Raw genomic sequence first — 16,324 nt, 5'->3', positions numbered from 1 at the left:
GGTGTCCCCACAGGATTGGATAGTTGCTGAGCCAGTCAAGCTGACGGGATGTCAAAACTTGTGTGTACAGCAGCCCGGTGGCGGCGCCGTGAAGCTTGTAATCGCGGCCGGCTACGTAGCGAAAGCGGTAGGGCAGGGTCAGAGGACCGTGCCAGGGGTGCCACACCTCACCATTTTCATACTCGACCTGCAGGTCGACGGCAATCTTACCAATGTCGTGAAGCAGGGCGCCGTAGGCAATCGCCGCGCTCCAGGCGTCGGCCTGGGCGGCCTGGTCTTCCGGTGCGGCGCCGCTGGGTAGCAGGTACGACTGGCGCAGCTTCAAACTGCAGGCCACCAGTTCCAGTCCATGGTCCAGCATGCCGCCCGGATAGGCATGGTGGTGGCTTTCGCTGGCGGGGAGTTGCTGTACATAGCTGGCGTAGCGGTGGATCGGGTCAAGGTAGAGCTGATTGAACTGCGGCTCGGAGAGCGCCGTGTATTGCCAGATGCGCTGCAGCAACTTTTTCCGGTGGTCGGCACAGAGCAGGGATTCGGCGAGTAGTGGGAGGAGAAATCCCTCGGGCGCTGGAGCGAGTATGGGCTCCGCAGCATTGCCTTTTTCATGCTTGAACCACCAGCGCTTCATCGGGTTACCTGCTTTGTATTCAGAAGGTCCTTTTGCCTTTTCGGATAGGCCTCTTACCCTTGTGCCCCCTTACCATTGCCGCCGTTACCCTTTAACGCCTTGAGCCTTTTCGCGAACGCGAAAATTCGAAGCCTGGCGCATCGGGTTACCTGTGGTACCGGAATGACCTGTCCTTTTCCTGTGAGGTAGACTGTCCGGCATTATTTCGAGGAAGGTGGCCTGATGACGTTGAGCGATGCCATTTTGATCGTGCTACTGGCTGACCGGATTCATGGTACCGATGCTGCCATTCGATCGGCCGCCACGCGCTGTGCGAAACAGCTGCCACGCAGTCAGCGCGATATGTTGTTCAAGATCGGCAACAGTGCCGCACCTCGTGAACTAGTGGGGCACCTTTGCCAGTTCTTGCCGGACTGATTAGTCACATGGATATGTGCACATTTTGAGGGATGAAAAGTTAGCTGGAGAGTCAGTTAACGCTCGGCTAGTAGTTGTGCCTCAGGTAATATCGCCGCACATGCCCCAACCCTAGGAAAGATTTCACATGTCCAAACTTGCCGAATTCAAAGCACTGGAAGCTCAACTGGCTGCTCAACTTCAACAGCTGGACGCGATGAAAAACGATTCCGGCCTGAAGCAGGAAATCGAGTACGGCATGAACCTGCGCCAGGTCATCACCATTCTCGACCCGTCCAAGGGCGCAAGCGTGAGTACTTCCAGCTCCACCGCCGCTCAGCGCAAGCCGCGTGAGGTCAAACGCTACAAGCACCCGCACAGCGGCGAGATCGTCGAAACCAAGGGCGGCAATCACAAGATCCTCAAGCAGTGGAAGCAGGAGCACGGCTCGGATGTCGTCGAGAGCTGGCTGCAGTAATCGCTTGCTCAATTGCAGCGGCCGATGGTCGGCGTTGCAGGCAAAACAAAGGCCCCGGTTGGGGCCTTTCTATTTGAAGTGAAAAGTCACGCCGTGAGCCGTTCGGTCGTCTCGCTGGCCTGATCCAACTGCAGCGCCAACAGGTACTCGGAAGCCTCACGGGCCAGCCCACTGGCGCGGAAGATGGCTCGCTTATCCTCCTTGAGGATCTTCAACCAGGACGCCAGGTACTCCTCATGGCGTAACTCGCCCTGGGTGCCGGTGAGGGCGCAGAGAAACGCTGCGCCCATCTCCGCGACCAACTCCTCGAAGGCGTACGCCGCAGAGCCGAATGCGTGTCCGCCTGTGATGCCTTCCCGGTTGAGGCGGGCGTGGTGACCCGACCAGTGCGTCAGCTCATGCAGCGCGGTCGCGTAGTAGCTGCCGACGTCCACGAACTGGGCCTTGGTGGGCAATTGAATGAGATCCCGGATCGGTAGATAAAACGCGTCATCCCCGTAGCGGTGTTCGATGCGTGCGCCGCTGGCGGCCAACAGACGCTCGGCAGGTGCATGATCGATGAATGCCATCGGATCTTTACCCTCGTCGTGGTACTGCTCGTCGTTGGGTAGTCCCTCGGTCTGCTCGATGTTGAACAGGCAATGCGTTCGTAGCAGTGCGAACTGCACCATCTTGACGTTACCTTGCTCATCACGGACGACCTGGCCGTCTTCGTCGTGTGCTTCCTTGCTCATGGGTTTGTACAGCACTGCGAGGGTCGATTGTTCGCCCTTGCGCACATGCCCACCGGCTTTCCGTGCCTGGTTGTAGGTGAGCCAGCGATCCTGGCGGTACCCGCGCAGACGCGCTTCGGCCCATAGCAGTGGAATGTTGATACCGGCATAGGGGCGCCGGGTAATCGCGTTAATGGGGAAAGGTGCGTCAACACTTGAGCCTGAAGTGGTCCAGGGTTTGATCCACGGGATCACCCCCTGATTCAGAGCGTTGACGATCTTGTTGGTGACGTCCAGGTAGATATCGGACATGGCGTTCTCCAGTCAAGGAAGGGGAACGCTGCCCGGCCGGGAAGGGTTCCCGGTGGGGTAAGTGGACAGTGGTAGGGTGGGCGTTCAGGCCGATGAGATGTCCACACCGATCTCATGTGGCAACCTGATATGAAGAAAAACAGGGCCGGTTTCTGGCGTGATGTGAGTTACCTGAAACTGAGTGACTGACGCCGAGGAGCGTGATTCACTCTGGGAAGCTTGATCGAGTAGCAAGTCGAGCGATTGGCGCAAGTGGTGATCTACCGAAGCCAGAGCGATGCCCAATACGGTCTGCAAGCGCTGTCCTGATTGCTCAACTGTGTCAGTAGCCGTACCAACCTCGGCGATGAATTGCCATACCCCTGGGCTCAGGACAATGGCAGGTAAGGAGCGGTTATTCCTGGACACTGGTGCCTCCCGGGAGCTGATCCAGCGATGGCCTCCAGGAGCATCCCGGGTAAGTTCCATCGCCACCGCGCTCACTGAAAACTTGGCGTGTCCAGGCATTAAAACGCGCTTGCTCGTGGGGTCAACGCCTAATCCAGCCTGCCTTGCAGGTCGAGTTTCCAGCCGCTTCCAGCGAAGTTTTTCCATCCCAAAACTTCAGATGAATCGCTCGCTGTTGTTGGCGTGGAGATTGAAAGGAGCGATGTCCCAGAGAGGCACAAATTCGTGCTTCCCTGGAACATCGCATGTGTCTCCAGAGCAGTCAGGATTTCCCGGGCAGGGCAATCTCAGCAGCGATGTACAGGTGCGTGGATGTGGCCTCAATCACCAATGCCCCGTCGGTGCCGCGTAGGCTTTCCAGAACGGGATCATCAAGGTCGAAGTACTCGGCAAAATCGTCGCCACCGAATTCACTGCGAGCGCGATTCCACCAGGCGTCAAAGTCGTCGACGTCAGGGTTGCAACCCATGGCGTAGGCAATGTGTTTGCGGCTACTTCCGTCGGATTTGCTTTCGCCGAACTCGGACATGAGGTAGACACCGTGGTCTTTGACCCCTCCAGGCAGTGCGGAGGAATGCCACCCATGCGGGAAGAATTCCCAGCACGGAAATGGAAAAGGAGCTTCAACGGAGCAGGGCTCAGTGAGGCCGATGTAAAAGAGCGCTCATCACCGCGGGAGCGGTAACCGGGCGAGCCACCGAACGCTAATCGCCCTTGGGACAACCGTCACGGGAGTGACGTGGCCTTGAAGGTTGAGGCCACCTGGGGTGCTGGAATTCCAGCGCTTGCATGTCCGGTGTATCAAGCGGGCCGGCATTGCGTCAATGAAGATTTTCAGGGGGGCGTACTGCGTCAATCCATGCGGTGCCACTGGTGATCAGCAGCGTAAACCAAGTGATCAACGGTCATGGAAAACTGCGTGAGAGGAGTAAGCTAAGGCTTGGATCCAAATTGTTTAAAGCGGTTTGACCGCACGTGCGGTGAAGTAAATGGAGATAGGAAAATGGCGACTCCAGCGTCTTCAAACTCCAACCGGACTTCTTTCGGCAAGTATTTGATTCGTGCCGCAACTCGCGCGGGTCGATTGGTGAATCAGCTAGAAGCCAGCGTGCTGCATTCACCGATGTTGGCGAGCGTGCCGTTTGGGTATCGCCGGCTCGGTATGCAGATTGTTAAGGTGATTCTTTTGCTTGCTGTTGCATCAGTTGCATTCTTCCTGGCGGTCGGAATGGTAGCCCTATGGGCGTTTGCCGCGCAGCCTATTGAAGCGAGTGATGATGAGCCCGATGTATTCGAGGTTAGCCATCCTCAGCATCGTTTCAAGTATCCAGAAATGTACGACGAACACGGATCACTTCGTTAACTGATTACTTGAGCTTTTGTACGCTTCCAACAACTTGTGATGTTCCCTTCCCAGCTTGGAGTTTGGCACTCTCTGCACCTTGAGTAAGAAGGCTCTGGACGTTGCTGCCAACGTTGTACCCCGCCCAACTCATGGTTCCCAGAAAGAACATCGGGAGCACCAAAAACATCGCCCCCATCACGTACTCGATCACCTGTGCGGTGACCGTCCCATCCATGAACCCTGCCGTTGGTAATGTTAAAAGCGCCTGGTCCGTGACAGAGACCTGGTGATACAGCGTGTCGAGCATGCTCGAGTCGATCCAGCGGGCCAGCTCCCACCAAAACGTCAGCATGTGTAGGGTGAACAGCGCGAAGGTAATCGTCATCAGCGCTTTGAGCTGATAGGTGCTGATCAGCAGCACCAGCGGCAGGCTGATGATCGTGCCCATGATCAGGAAGGCCTGCACCATTGGCAGTGCCGCACGCAGCGCATTCATCGCCGGGAAATTGCTGAACGAGCCCAAGGCCAGGCCGGTGTTGGTGGCCAGGTTGTTGAGCCCCTGTGTCAACGATCCACCTCGGGCACTGCTGCCATAGTCCTGGAACACCTGGCCAGGCGCCATGCTCAATGACTGCTGGCGCGGGCTCACCAGTTCACGCAGGGTAGCGTTTTCGATTTCGGTGGAGCTGTGTCCGGTCAGCCAACCGCGCAATTGCGTGAGCAGGTTTGGATCGACCTCGGCGACCAGGCGGTCGCGCAAGCCGACCGTGGCATCGCTCCACCACTGCTTGCAGGTTGGGTAGCCCGCACCGTTGTCCAACCGGGGCAGGGAGGTGTCTCGCGTCTCGTCATATGGCCAATCAACCCGGGGCGTGCGCGAGCGATCCGTGTCGTAATAGCCCGGCGTGTCGAGTAGGTAAGTCGAGCCAATCCAGGACGCATCGTAGCTCTGCGATTCGTCCAGCTCGGGGCGGTTAGTAAACAGCCGCGAGCGCGAATAGCCATAGCAGTCGCGGGTGAAATCGGCGACTTCCTGTAGCAGCACTTGATCGTTGATCCGTGAGCTGTCGATCTCCATGCGCATCGCGCGGATGTCGGGTGCGCAGGGGATGGACGCAGTCGCTGCAGCGGTGATGCCTTTGCTCATGGCATGCACCAGGTACCACCACACCGGCACGTTGGCGGATTTTTCGCCAATGGTGTTGAAGGTCATGCCCCAGGCCGTGTCTGTGGGCTTGGCCATCGACACCCCACAGCGCTGGCTCGCCGCATCGTCGAAGGTCACGGAGGAGAGGTTCAACGGGAAAAACGGCATGCAGCCAAACAGGATGACGACGTAGCTCATCCACAGGCGGTTCTCGACGCGGGGGATCGACAGCAAGCCCTTGTTGCCCTCGTCGGCGCCCTGTTGGCGGGCCGACAACCATTCCTGCAAGATGATCGCGCCAAACGGCGCGGCAAAGAGTCCGGTGTCCGCCAGCGTGTTCCAGATCCCGTTGTTGATGATCCACGCCAGCAGCGACAGGTAGTACTCGAGGTAGCTGTTGGTGCTCATGTTCATGACTGCACCTCACACTCGTGACAGTTCGACCAGGACGATCGAGCCAAAGCCGACCAGCCCCAAGCGCATGAGCCGTTGCTGGTCTTTAGGTAACGGCCGCGAGCGCAATGCTGTGGTCCAGCCGGCGAAGATCAGGCTGTATAGCAGAGCTCGCCAGTAGGCGAAGTAGGGCGTATTCCCCCGCGCATCCTCGAACCAATCGACTTGGGGGCCGTTCAGTTGCAGCGCCATCCAGGCAACCAGCAACGTAACGATCATTGAGCCGAAGATCAGCAGCACTCGGGCAACCGTGCTCCTCACAGAACGCGGCATCATGGCGTGCTCCTTCCTTGCTCCGCATGATGTAGGCGGTCTGGCTGCGGATCGCGCTGGTCGATGCTGCGCGAGGCATCGGCGCCGCCGGCGTGGCGATCAAGGACCAGGCTGGCGGTGTTGGTGGCCAGGGCTTGGCGCACCTGCAACTCGGTTTGCAGCAAGCGGATCTCGCGCTCCAGTGTTTCGACATTGCTGTTGAGGGCAGTGGTAGCGGGTTGTGCCGACGCCACATTGGGTTCGTGGCTGCCGGCGAGCAGCGTGCGTTGCAGCAGCATCGCCTTGTAGATCACGCTCGACAGCGCGGTCTCGCTGGCCAGGCGTCGGGCCAACAGGTTCTGGTCGGGATCATCGCGCAGGCCCTCGATGACCCCACGGGAGACCTGCAGCAACGGGCTGGAGACTTTGCCCAGGTTCTCCGGCGTGGGCTCCTCTGCGCCCGACAACATGCGCTGCAAGCCTTCAAGGTGCTGGGTGTAGGTTTCCTGGATCAATGGCGTGAGACCTGCACCCGCGCTGACGCGCAGCGTCTCGCAGTCATCACAGGTCTCCACTTCGGTCTCACCGAGCACACGTGTGGCCCACTCAGCGGCCTCGTCGGGGCTCCCCCAGGCCTGGCAGATTGCGCCGTTCTGACAATTTGAGCCGACGGCCGAGGTGTCCTCGACCGAACGGTTGTGCAGTAGGTTGTAACCCGCCTTGACCACGTCCGAGGTCACTCGGATCGGCGCCTGGCCATAGCCGCCGGCCTTTTGCCCGCCGACCCAGCTGACACCGTTGTTGCCGTTGTTGGATTCGGTGTCCTTCACCGCGGTCACGGCATCACCGTCGGACTGCTCCAGGTTGTGCTGCATTTCCTGGTTCTGTGCCAGTGCTCCCCAACCGGCCTGATCCACCTTGTCAGCCATCTTCGCCGCCATCGCCTGGCAGGTGAGCTTGGAGCGGTCGAAGTCGATGCGCCCCTGGAGCACGCCGTTGCTCAGCAGCTCATACAGCCCGGGATTGGCGCGCTGGATGATCATTGCCGGCAGCGACATCACCGCCTGGGTGGCGTTCTGGATGACGTTGCCCATGATTTGTTGGAAACCCTGCGTGGCACCATTGAGCTGGTTCTGCAGGGTGTTGGAGAGGTTCATGTTTCCGCACATCATGTTCGCGCGCCAGGACAGGCCTACGCCGAGTCCGCTGGGGCGGTAGAGCGAGGAGGGCGCGCCCACCGCCGATCCGCCACCGATGGTGTACATCACCCGATCGTCCAATACCTGTGCCTGGTCGCCCAGGTGGTAGCCACTCTCGGCGGCGTGGCCAGCGGCGCACACGAAAAGACATACCAACCCGAACGAGAGGGTGTTCATCACTGCCCTCCATCAAAGTCGATGCTGAACAGAAAGGTCTGTCCCATGCGTTGGCAGCACCTGTACGGGCGCCACAGCGACCAGGCGTAGGCGCCCTCGGCACTCTGGAGGGTGGCGCTCGGGAAGATGGCGCAGGTGCTCTGCACCATCGGAGTGAGCAACTGCCAGCGGTGGTTGTTGATGTTGTTCTCCATCACCGGCTGCGGCGGCCAATATCCGGGCGCTGGCATCGGCTGCAACGGTAGGTAGACGTGCGGCTGGCCAACGCGGGTGATGAAGTCGCTGGCGCGCTGCGCCATCACCGCGGCGGCCTTGAAGTCATCGGGTTGTACCAGGAATCCCTGCCGCGGGTAGACGCTACCCCACATGTTGCCGAAGGCCTGGCTACCGATCTCGCGCATGCCCGGAGTCAGCGCCTGCGGGTAAACGGACTCGGGGATGGCGTGGCGCCAGGCCAGCGGATCGAGCGTGCTCAGGTAGTAGGGCGCAAGCGGCACCGCCCCGCTCGGACACGCATAGCCGAAGCCGAAACTCTGGGCCAGGGCCGTCAGGGCAGCGCCGCCGGGATGCCCGATGCCGTCGACATTCTTGAAACGGGGCAGGTTGTCGCGTTGCGACGAGGGCGTGATCAGGTTGCCCCCGCCTTGCGACAGGGGCGTCGGTACCGAAAGGGCAGACATCTCGCCCCAGGGGTTACTGCCGGTGTTGGAATAGCTCGACACCACCAACTCGGGAATGAAGTGCCGGACCTTGGGTGAGGTTCGCACTGTGCAGCCGAACGGCGTACACAGTAGCCAATAGCAGATCCCGACGATTCTGTACTCCAGACACTGCAGCGACGCGACCGAGGCAATGATGGCGGGGGTGGTCAGTGCCAAGCATTGTTCGGTGAGGAACATCGTGAGAGATGCGGCAAATATCCGCTTGGCATTTCCGCGCCTGCTGCTGCGATGTGCTCCGGAGTGCCGACCTAGAGAGACCGATCTGTCTAATGAGTCTTTCATAGCTATACCCAGCACCTAATCGATGTAACGACGACGGCGTGGTTGAGTGTCTGAGGTCTGACTCACGCGGTGGACCAACTAAATGAGAGCCGAAGCATCGTTTTTGCAGGTTCTCAAGCCAGCGTAACGTCCGAACCTCGGGGCATGGGCAACGAAGGCAAGCTGTTTTAGGGATAAGCTTTACTACTGAAAGGGGAGAAGACGTGGTTGCTATGGGCACGCACCTGGAACACTGGTCTAGAAACCTGCGGGTGGTGACACTCGTGCTGTTGCTTGCTGCGCCAGGGGCTGACGCCGATCTATTTGATGATATCCCAGGAGCACGCTCCATTGGGGCAGGCGAGTTTCGCTGGTTTGGCCTTACTATCTATGAGGCTCGTCTGTGGAGCCGCCATCCTAAGCCGACGCTAGACACCGCTTTGGCCCTGGAGGTCACGTTCCTGCGTGATGTCAGCAGAGCCACGCTTGTCGAGATGCTTCAGGACGAATTCCGCCGATTGGGCGGCGACAAGCTTGAGGAAGAGCAATTGGCGAAATGGAGCTTTGAGATGCGCAGGGCGTTTGGCGATGTTCGGGCGGGACAGCGGCTGATAGGGGTGTACCTGCCTGGGCGCGGTTGTCGTTTCTATGTGAATGATCAACTGAGCCGAGAGGTGCTTGACCCTGACTTCGCCCGAGCGTTCTTCTCCATCTGGCTAGATGGCAGAACACGCTTTCCAAAGTTGCGGCGCGCGTTGCTGGGCGATTAACGAATCCGAACATGCGAAGGCGCGATGGGGGACAATCAAAGGGTTGCATTATGACCAGTTGATTAGCGATTTATTTCGAAAATGGCAGCTGGCGTTGACCTCTTGTCAGACGGTACCTTTCAGGGCCGGTATAGGCGGTTGCGAAATGGGGGGCGTTCGCTATCGTGGCATTACACGCTCCGTATAAAACTAAAGTTATAGGAGGCGACATGAGAATTCGCGGTGATGTGTTTTGGGATTGGGCGGATCAAACGCTCCATCATCGCACTCATGACGAGACCCTTGACGACGGAACCTTTATCGACGTCCAGGTGCGATTGTCGCGTACCGGCAGTACGCAAATGTTCATTGGCGTATACGCGCCACAGGGCATGGCGGTACATGAGGAGGCTTTTGACTCGCGACCCGGCGAATCGATGACGCGGGCGTTGGCATGGGGCGTTGGGCGTGCCAGACGGATATCCCTCGAACATGCTTCCACCGGAGACAGCCCTCTATCAAAACAAGGCTGAATGCCTTTGTTCGCCCCGCTGAGGACACGTGCTGTTGGATTACGGCTTTATACCCCGTCGCCGATCAATTTCCGCCGCGATGCTCAGGGCGGCTTCCAATTCAGTGATGCGCTGTTCTTCCATCAGTCGCCAGCGTTGAGCCTTTTCTTCGGGCTCGGTCATGGCCAGGGCGAGGTACAGGCTTGGTGGTACCGCGCGAAACAGCGTCTCCAGCTGCTTGGACAAGACCACGCCCTCGGTGTACTTGCCCGAGGCCTTGCTCGCCGACAGCAGCAGAGTCTTCTGTGCCGGCGTGAGCTTCTTGAACCGCGCGATCTCTTCGATCTCTGCCGGCGGCATGTTCAGGCAGATCCACCACTCGATCATGTTGAGCATGGTCTGCGCCGCATCGGGGAAGTCGGCCAGGTTCTGCGTCGCCAGCCAGAACCAGGCACCCAGCTTGCGCCACATCTTGGTGCCCTTGACCACGAAGGGCGCCAGCAGCGGGTTTTTGGTGATGATGTGGCCTTCGTCCGTGACCATGATGATCGGACGACCGAGGTACTGGTCGCGTTCGGCAAGGTTGTTCACGGTGTTCATCAAGCTGATGTAGCTGATCGACATCTGCGCTTCATAGCCCTCGCGGGCATAGGTGGCGAGGTCGACGATGGTGACATCGCTTTCCGGCCAAGGGGTGCCTGGTCGGTCAAACAGCGCACCCTCGAAACCTTGGCAGAACAGGTCGATGGACTCGGCCATTTCCTGGGCCCGCTCGCGACGTTTGTCGGGCAGGTGGGCGTCGCTGGCTACCGTGCGAAGGGCATCACGGACATGGCGCGTCATGACCTGCTGATCGCTGGCCGCACAGTGCCTGGCGGCGTCGAGAATGCACTCGCGAATCAGGCTGCGGTCTGCCCGGGTGAGGCGCGCCTCTTCCTTGGCTTCGCCGCCGGTGATCATCAGGCGGGCGGTGATCTCCAGCTCGCCCAGCACATCGCGTTGCTCGTCGCTGCCCGAAGCGTCTTCATCCAGGACCTCGGTCGACAGGCTGGCGACCTGGTCGGGGCGTTCGATCAGTCGGCGGGCATCGGCGAAAGGGGCCAGGCTCAAGCCGCTGCCCGGTTTGAGTTGGACCTTATTGACGGTCAAACCTAGGGTGGCGAAGTAGTCGCCCTGCAGGCCAAAGGAGTTGCCGGCTTCGACGATGAACAGCCGCGGCCGGTACACCGCCATGATCTGCATCAGAATCGAGACCAGGGTGGCCGACTTGCCGGCGCCAGTCGGGCCGAACAACAGCAGGTGACCATTCATGGAACGGTCGAAGCGTGACAGCGGGTCGAACGATAGTGGCGCGCCACCCCGATTGAAAAAGGTGATGCCCGGGTTGCCGGTACCGATGCTGCGTCCCCACAGCGGCAGCAGGTTGGCCACATGCTGGGCAAACAAGAGCCGGGTGTACCAATTGCGTTTATCCCGTGCGGGGTTGTAGACCATCGGCAGCCAGCGCAGGTAGCTGTTGCACGCGGCCACCTCATCGCCCTCGCGCACCGGTTGCAGGCCGGCGCCGAGCAGTACATTGGCTGCCTGGATCGAGCGCTGGCGCAATTGCTGTTCATCGGCGCCGCGCAGGTACAAGGCCAAAGTACCGCGGTACAGCTTGTGCTGGCGACCGATCAGCGCGCGGGCCTCTTCCACATCCTGGCGAGTCTGGGTCGAGGCCAGGTTTTCGCCGATTGCTTTGCGCGCCAGGCGGTTGAGCTGCTCCTCGAGCACATCCTGGGGCGTGATCACCAAGGTCAGGCTCAGGATGGCCTGCTCCGGCAACTGGTCGAACAAGGCGTTGAGCGCCTCACCCTTGCGGGTCTCGCCGGTCAGCTGGCCGATAAGGGGCGGCCTGCGCAGCTTGTCGACTACCATCACCGCGTGCGGCTGCTGATCGAAATACCACAGCCCCTGCTCGCTGTCCGAGTGTGGCTCCTGGAAGAACAGCCGCTCGGCAAAGGCATGGTCGAACGGCAGCGATAGGCCCTCGCCGTCATCGGTCTCCGGGTAGGGCACCCGTCGATAGAACGCTGCTGGTGCTTCACCGGTGAGGGTCGGTGCCGGGTTAAACCAGGGCAGCAACCACGCATAGAAATCCCGCCCCGTCAGCCGGCGAGGATTGACGCCGCAGGCCTGCAACGACGCTACCAGGCGGTCACAGGTTCTTTCCAACAGCTGAGTGGGTTTTTGCCCGTCGTCGTCGGCCTGGTCACCGAGCCAGCGATAGACCACCAGTCGAATCCGCCGATTGCTGCCGCGCCAGGGCAGGTGCGACACGACAGGGTCGTCAAACAGCCCAACCGGTTTGGCAATGGTTTCGAGGTGGTGCTGCATCAAAGCAAGGAAGGCAGCGGTGAAGGGTGTGCCTGTCGCTCGGGGTGCAACGTATTGCTCCAAGCGTTCCAGGTACGGGGAAAAGTCACTGTCGTCCTGGCAGAAGAACTGCACCACCCATGGCGCCTGGTCGAACTCGTCGAAGCTGTCCTGCAGCGCATCTTCCAACGCATCGCGCGCTGCCGTCAGCCATTCCGGCTCACGGCCCTCGGTGCCGATCGGCTGCAACTCGAACACGGCGCCGACCGAGCGGTTGTCGTCGAGCAGAAAGCACTGCTCCTCCTCAAGGTATTCGACCCAGGGCAAGTGGTCGGTGAAACTGGGGTTGTGCGCATACTGTGCAGCCTCATCCGCACGTGTTGCGCGCCGACGCTGCGCCGCGCGCCAGGGCTTCCAGCGCGGCGGGGTGCGATCTACATCATCATCCATCACAGATCGTCCAAGCGTTCGCCGGGCAGCGCATACTGGACCTTCTCGTACAACGGGAAGACGGTCGAATAGCCGGGCACGGGCGTCTGTTGGGTACCGGCCAGGTGCGGGTAGATGTACATCACCAGATCAGGGTTGGGCAGGCGTGGGAACTGGGCGCGGATCTCGTTGGCGGCTGTGCGGGTGTAGGCGCTCTGGTCCTTGATCAGGCGCTCGGGATCAAGCACTGGCCGGCGCAGCTCATCGCGGGCCTCCTGCAACTGCTGCTGCGTACCGACGGCGCCGCCGCTGTTCCAAATATCCAGCATGGTGTGGTCGCCGTGGGGCAGCATTTCGTCCTTGCTGGTGGTGCAGCCCGCCAGGTGCAGGCAAAGCAGCAGGCTAATCCAGGTCCAGTACCGAAACGGGTGGGCTTTCATGATTCACTCTCCGGCCTTTGGGTTCGTAATCGATGCTGATTTCGTGATCCAGGTGCAAGGCCACCTTGGCACCCGGCGGGACGTAGATGGCGGCAAACGCTTCGCCGTAGAGCTTGTTGACCCAGTCACGAATGTCGCCGATGCCACCGCTGATGACCGAGTTCAGTGCGCTGTTGCCACTGTTCTGACTCAGCCCCAAGCTGCCGCTGGCCGAGTTGATGAAGGAGGTGTTGGTCTGTTCGCTGCCCAGCGCTGCTGCAAATCCAGCGCCGGCAGCGGTGATCAGGCTCTGGCTGCCGAGGTACTGCTGGGCGTTGGAGCGACGCTCGCCGGCGATGCAGGGAATGCCGTAAGGGTCGGAGATGTAGCCGAGGCCGCCGCGGATCTTTTCGGTGTCCGAGGTCTGGGTGCTGGCGCGGTTGCGGCTGATCACCTTCTGCGGCTGCGGCACCGTGCGGACGGTGCCGTCGCTGAAGACAAAGGTGAGCGACTCGACCTGGCCGCGCACGCAGGACAAGGTCCAGTCGCCGGCCGCGGTACCGCTCATGACCGCGCCGACCACGTCCGGTAGATCGATGCCGTTGGCGGTGAGGTTGTCCGGTCCCACCAGTACCTTGAACGGGTAGGGATCATTCACCGTGCCGTCCACCGGCACGCGGCCAATCAGCGCGGTCATAGCGATCGAGCCCATCAGGGTCGAGTTCTCCGGGATGGTGTAGAGGGGCTTGGCACCCTCGGCCCGGTCCTGAGTGCCTTCCAGGTCGTGCTCGCCTTTAGCCACGGCACGGAGATGGTCTTGGCCGCGGTCAATCGCGTTGTTGTCTAGGCCATGCAGGTCTTTGAATTTCGACGTCAGCGACGACAACGGTCCCTCAGCTTTGCTGGTGCCCTCCTGGCCGGCACGGGCATTCGATGGCTCGATCCACTGCACCGCATCCGCCGGCAGTTGTGCCCCGGAGAATTGTTGCTCGTCACCCGGCTCGAGACCGAAGCCCACAGGTATTTCGGACTTCGCGGGCGGCTTGTTGGTGAGTTGGTCCTTGAGCCGGGACAGCAAACCCTGGGTCTCGCGGTGCTGTTGCTCGGCCTTCTGCCGGGCATCGTTGGCCTGTTGGCGCTGCTCGGTGACCTGCTGGGTGACACTGCTCAGCGTGCTCTGAATGCGGCTGTCGATGTTGCCTTCGCGCGTGCGCAGGCGGTTGTTCTCGGTCTGCAGCGTCTCGTTACCTTTCTTCAGTGACAGCATCTCGCTGCGCATCGCCTTGACCTGGCCAATCAGCGTGGCCACGGTGTCGCGCGGCGTGTCGCCAGCAATGCCGAGGGCCTTGGCCTGGTCCGGGCTGAGTGCGGTGTTTTCGGGATCATGGGCAGGTTGACCATCCGGCGCCGCCACCCAGGATTTGCCGATGATCAGCACAATTCCCAGCAGGACCGCCGGTACCAGCCATTTCAGCAAACCGTTAGCTTTCATGATCGGCAGCCTCCGGCGCTGGCGGTGGCAACAACAGCGCGTGCCTCAGGTCGCCGCCGCGGGTGACGAGGTACGCCACGGTGGTGTCTTCAGGTGTGCCAGCGTGCCCCAGGTATTCGTGCTGGAAGGTGGCGGCATACAGCGTGGCCTGCAGGTGCCGCGGGTCCAGCTTGACCTTGGCCGACCCACGGTTGACGATCTTCACCGCCGTCACCCAATAGTCGCCCAGCCGCCAGGCGGCGAGCCCCTTTATGGATACGTGCTCGGTCGGCAGCAGTGTGCTGAACCCTGAGGACTCGTCCAGCGGGACTCGACGCACACCGGGCAAGGGCGCCACGGTGCGCAGCGGCGCATAGAGGTTCTGCGCCGCGTAGCGAGTCAGCACCACCGGTACCGGCGTCGCTGCGGGGGCTGCATCCTTCGCGGTTTCCTCGTCCGGGGCCTGAGTCTGGGCAACGATCTTGACCGCCTCCAGCGACTCATTACCTTCGAGCGCTTCGATGTCGATCAGGATGATGTCCCCCGACTTCACCGACTGCAATTGGAGGCGGGTAGGAGGGAGGGCTTCCGACGCACGCAGGTACACCGTGCCGCCGACTGACTGCACACGCAGCTTGCTGGTGATCGCGCTGGGTAGCCCGACGCGAACATCCTCATCCAGCATCAGGATACGTTCCTGACCCACCGTCAGCGGCACGGCCAGCGGCAGGCGGTCCCAGTATTTGACCTCGACGGCGGCTGCGGCTGAACACCACCCGGCCACCGACACCAGCATCAAGATCAAGAAACGCATCATCATGCACCTCCAGGCAGCGTCAGCTTCTGCGGTGTGCCTTCGTAGCAGTCCAGGGCCAGGCCCCATTTGTTGTGCTCGGGGTCGACGTCGAAGCGCACTACGCGTAGCGGATAGCGCACGACGACGCGCTTCACCGGTTCGGCGGCGTAGTACTCGTCGGCATTGAGGTCGAGCTTGACCAGCCAGCTGTGCTTATCCAGCTGCTTTACCCGCAGGTCGGGGTCATCGCTGTAGCCACGACCCAGCACCTCGTACACGCCGCGCACGCGGCCACGTAGTTCGCCGGCTGCCTTGCGGTACTCGAAGTCGCCATCGAAAAACGTCTTGCAAGCGGGTGTCAGGTAGGGCTGCAGGGCGAAGATCGCGCGGTGGTAGTCGACCTCGCCGTCGGTGGGCCAACGGTTAAGCTGGCCGAAGATGTACAGGGCAAAGGCGTAGATGTTTTCCGGCGGCACATCCCACCATTTGCGCGTGCTGCCGGAGCGCAAGTCCGGTGGTACGTGAATGGTCAGTTCGGATGGTGCGGACTGCCAGCCATACCAGAGTCCGGTGCACAGCAGCGCCAGCACGGCCACGGCCAGGCGCAGGCTGAGAATGTGCGCCTGCTGCGCATCCACCTTGTTGCGGAAGCGGCTCATGGGGTGGGCCTCGCAGGTCGGCGCGTACGGCGGACCGTCCACGGGCCGGAGTGTAGGATCAGGTAGTGACTGCTGATGCCCCAGTGCACAGCCAGCTGCCACTGCAGGCGTCGGTACAGCCAAGTTTCTGGACGAGCACGCTTGGCCCGGCGCAGCAACTTGCCGCCACCGAGCAGCACCAGCGCCATGCACAGGAACATGCAGGTGGGGAGGGTGGCGATGGAGGCGGTGGCCACCGCCAGCGGTGCGCCGAGAATCAGGCCTAGTACGGCACCGACGATCAGCGCGACCCACATCTCGTCGTTGGTGAGGCCGCGCAGGACGGCTGGGTCGCGGTTGAGGCGTTCCGGCAGGAAGGTCAGCGTGCCGTCTGGGAGAGTGGCAGGGACGTCGGACATGGCAAC

At 61.0% G+C, this 16,324-nt stretch carries 19 protein-coding genes; 5 read left to right on the top strand and 14 right to left on the bottom strand.

The window, feature by feature from the left end; translation table 11 throughout:
- Positions 1-628: MobH family relaxase (gene mobH / locus APH44_RS14030; RefSeq protein WP_177342476.1), on the bottom strand; the 628-nt coding region annotated here is incomplete at its 3' end.
- A 222-nt stretch (positions 629-850) separates the two neighbouring features.
- Between mobH and APH44_RS14025 the strand changes: the two genes are divergently transcribed.
- Both APH44_RS14025 and APH44_RS14020 read left to right on the top strand, forming a co-directional pair.
- Positions 851-1,045 carry a hypothetical protein gene (locus APH44_RS14025; RefSeq protein ID WP_016488103.1) on the top strand — a complete coding sequence of 65 codons (195 nt, stop codon included), beginning with the start codon at positions 851-853 and terminating at the stop codon, positions 1,043-1,045.
- Between the two features lie 127 nt (positions 1,046-1,172).
- Complete coding sequence (locus tag APH44_RS14020) at positions 1,173-1,502, top strand: histone-like nucleoid-structuring protein, MvaT/MvaU family (RefSeq protein WP_016488102.1); 330 nt, start codon at positions 1,173-1,175, stop codon at positions 1,500-1,502.
- Between the two features lie 86 nt (positions 1,503-1,588).
- Here APH44_RS14020 and APH44_RS14015 read toward each other — a convergent pair whose 3' ends face one another.
- The 3 genes from APH44_RS14015 to APH44_RS14010 all read right to left on the bottom strand — a co-directional run bounded on the left by APH44_RS14015 (position 1,589) and on the right by APH44_RS14010 (position 3,539).
- The gene (locus APH44_RS14015; RefSeq protein WP_016488101.1) at positions 1,589-2,527 is read right to left on the bottom strand and encodes an ArdC family protein; all 939 of its coding nucleotides are present in this window, start codon (positions 2,525-2,527) and stop codon (positions 1,589-1,591) included.
- A gap of 84 nt (positions 2,528-2,611) precedes the next feature.
- A complete protein-coding gene (locus APH44_RS29750; protein ID WP_139139547.1) occupies positions 2,612-3,121 on the bottom strand; it encodes a hypothetical protein in 510 nt (169 codons plus the stop codon).
- A 115-nt stretch (positions 3,122-3,236) separates the two neighbouring features.
- Entirely contained in the window at positions 3,237-3,539 is a 303-nt protein-coding gene (locus APH44_RS14010; RefSeq protein ID WP_200867647.1) for a DUF3085 domain-containing protein, read from the bottom strand.
- Positions 3,540-3,977: 438 nt separating this feature from the next.
- On the opposite strand from APH44_RS14010, the gene APH44_RS14005 reads away from it, so the two are divergent.
- On the top strand, positions 3,978-4,337 hold the full coding sequence (locus APH44_RS14005; protein ID WP_016488099.1) for a hypothetical protein: 360 nt from the start codon (positions 3,978-3,980) through the stop codon (positions 4,335-4,337).
- A gap of 4 nt (positions 4,338-4,341) precedes the next feature.
- Here APH44_RS14005 and APH44_RS14000 read toward each other — a convergent pair whose 3' ends face one another.
- The 4 genes from APH44_RS14000 to APH44_RS13985 are packed head-to-tail and all read right to left on the bottom strand — an operon-like array spanning position 4,342 to position 8,446.
- Complete coding sequence (locus tag APH44_RS14000; protein ID WP_016488098.1) at positions 4,342-5,880, bottom strand: conjugal transfer protein TraG N-terminal domain-containing protein; 1,539 nt, start codon at positions 5,878-5,880, stop codon at positions 4,342-4,344.
- Positions 5,881-5,889: 9 nt separating this feature from the next.
- A complete protein-coding gene (locus APH44_RS13995; protein WP_016488097.1) occupies positions 5,890-6,195 on the bottom strand; it encodes a hypothetical protein in 306 nt (101 codons plus the stop codon).
- Positions 6,192-7,547 carry an integrating conjugative element protein gene (locus APH44_RS13990; RefSeq protein WP_016488096.1) on the bottom strand — a complete coding sequence of 452 codons (1,356 nt, stop codon included), beginning with the start codon at positions 7,545-7,547 and terminating at the stop codon, positions 6,192-6,194. Before APH44_RS13990 ends, APH44_RS13995 begins: the two co-directional genes overlap by 4 nt.
- Positions 7,547-8,446 carry a TIGR03756 family integrating conjugative element protein gene (locus tag APH44_RS13985; protein WP_016488095.1) on the bottom strand — a complete coding sequence of 300 codons (900 nt, stop codon included), beginning with the start codon at positions 8,444-8,446 and terminating at the stop codon, positions 7,547-7,549. The genes APH44_RS13990 and APH44_RS13985 overlap by 1 nt, the downstream gene beginning before the upstream one ends.
- A 317-nt stretch (positions 8,447-8,763) precedes the next feature.
- Here APH44_RS13985 and APH44_RS13980 point away from each other — a divergent pair, with 317 nt between their 5' ends.
- Positions 8,764-9,300: a chalcone isomerase family protein gene (locus APH44_RS13980; RefSeq protein ID WP_016488094.1), complete on the top strand. Its 537-nt coding sequence runs from the start codon at positions 8,764-8,766 to the stop codon at positions 9,298-9,300.
- A 209-nt stretch (positions 9,301-9,509) separates the two neighbouring features.
- Positions 9,510-9,812 carry a hypothetical protein gene (locus APH44_RS30375; RefSeq protein ID WP_016488093.1) on the top strand — a complete coding sequence of 101 codons (303 nt, stop codon included), beginning with the start codon at positions 9,510-9,512 and terminating at the stop codon, positions 9,810-9,812.
- Positions 9,813-9,851: 39 nt separating this feature from the next.
- On the opposite strand, the gene APH44_RS13970 is transcribed toward APH44_RS30375, so the two are convergent.
- From APH44_RS13970 to APH44_RS13945, 6 genes are read right to left on the bottom strand one after another with little or no spacing between them, the layout of a single operon-like run.
- The gene (locus APH44_RS13970) at positions 9,852-12,596 is read right to left on the bottom strand and encodes a conjugative transfer ATPase (protein ID WP_016488092.1); all 2,745 of its coding nucleotides are present in this window, start codon (positions 12,594-12,596) and stop codon (positions 9,852-9,854) included.
- Positions 12,596-13,015 (bottom strand): TIGR03751 family conjugal transfer lipoprotein, encoded by a 420-nt coding sequence (locus tag APH44_RS13965; RefSeq protein ID WP_016488091.1) that lies wholly within the window; start codon positions 13,013-13,015, stop codon positions 12,596-12,598. The genes APH44_RS13970 and APH44_RS13965 overlap by 1 nt, the downstream gene beginning before the upstream one ends.
- On the bottom strand, positions 12,978-14,486 hold the full coding sequence (locus APH44_RS13960; RefSeq protein ID WP_016488090.1) for a TIGR03752 family integrating conjugative element protein: 1,509 nt from the start codon (positions 14,484-14,486) through the stop codon (positions 12,978-12,980). The genes APH44_RS13965 and APH44_RS13960 overlap by 38 nt, the downstream gene beginning before the upstream one ends.
- Positions 14,476-15,282 carry a TIGR03749 family integrating conjugative element protein gene (locus APH44_RS13955; protein ID WP_016488089.1) on the bottom strand — a complete coding sequence of 269 codons (807 nt, stop codon included), beginning with the start codon at positions 15,280-15,282 and terminating at the stop codon, positions 14,476-14,478. Before APH44_RS13955 ends, APH44_RS13960 begins: the two co-directional genes overlap by 11 nt.
- Complete coding sequence (locus tag APH44_RS13950) at positions 15,282-15,920, bottom strand: PFL_4703 family integrating conjugative element protein (protein ID WP_016488088.1); 639 nt, start codon at positions 15,918-15,920, stop codon at positions 15,282-15,284. The genes APH44_RS13955 and APH44_RS13950 overlap by 1 nt, the downstream gene beginning before the upstream one ends.
- Positions 15,917-16,318 (bottom strand): TIGR03750 family conjugal transfer protein, encoded by a 402-nt coding sequence (locus APH44_RS13945; protein WP_016488087.1) that lies wholly within the window; start codon positions 16,316-16,318, stop codon positions 15,917-15,919. The genes APH44_RS13950 and APH44_RS13945 overlap by 4 nt, the downstream gene beginning before the upstream one ends.
- Between the last annotated feature and the right edge of the window lie 6 nt (positions 16,319-16,324).

The sequence above is a fragment of the Pseudomonas sp. NBRC 111143 genome, from assembly GCF_001320965.1.
GTDB lineage: Bacteria > Pseudomonadota > Gammaproteobacteria > Pseudomonadales > Pseudomonadaceae > Aquipseudomonas > Aquipseudomonas machongensis.
Note: the sequence above shows the minus strand (reverse complement) of the source record. Positions and strands in the feature narration are given on the sequence as shown.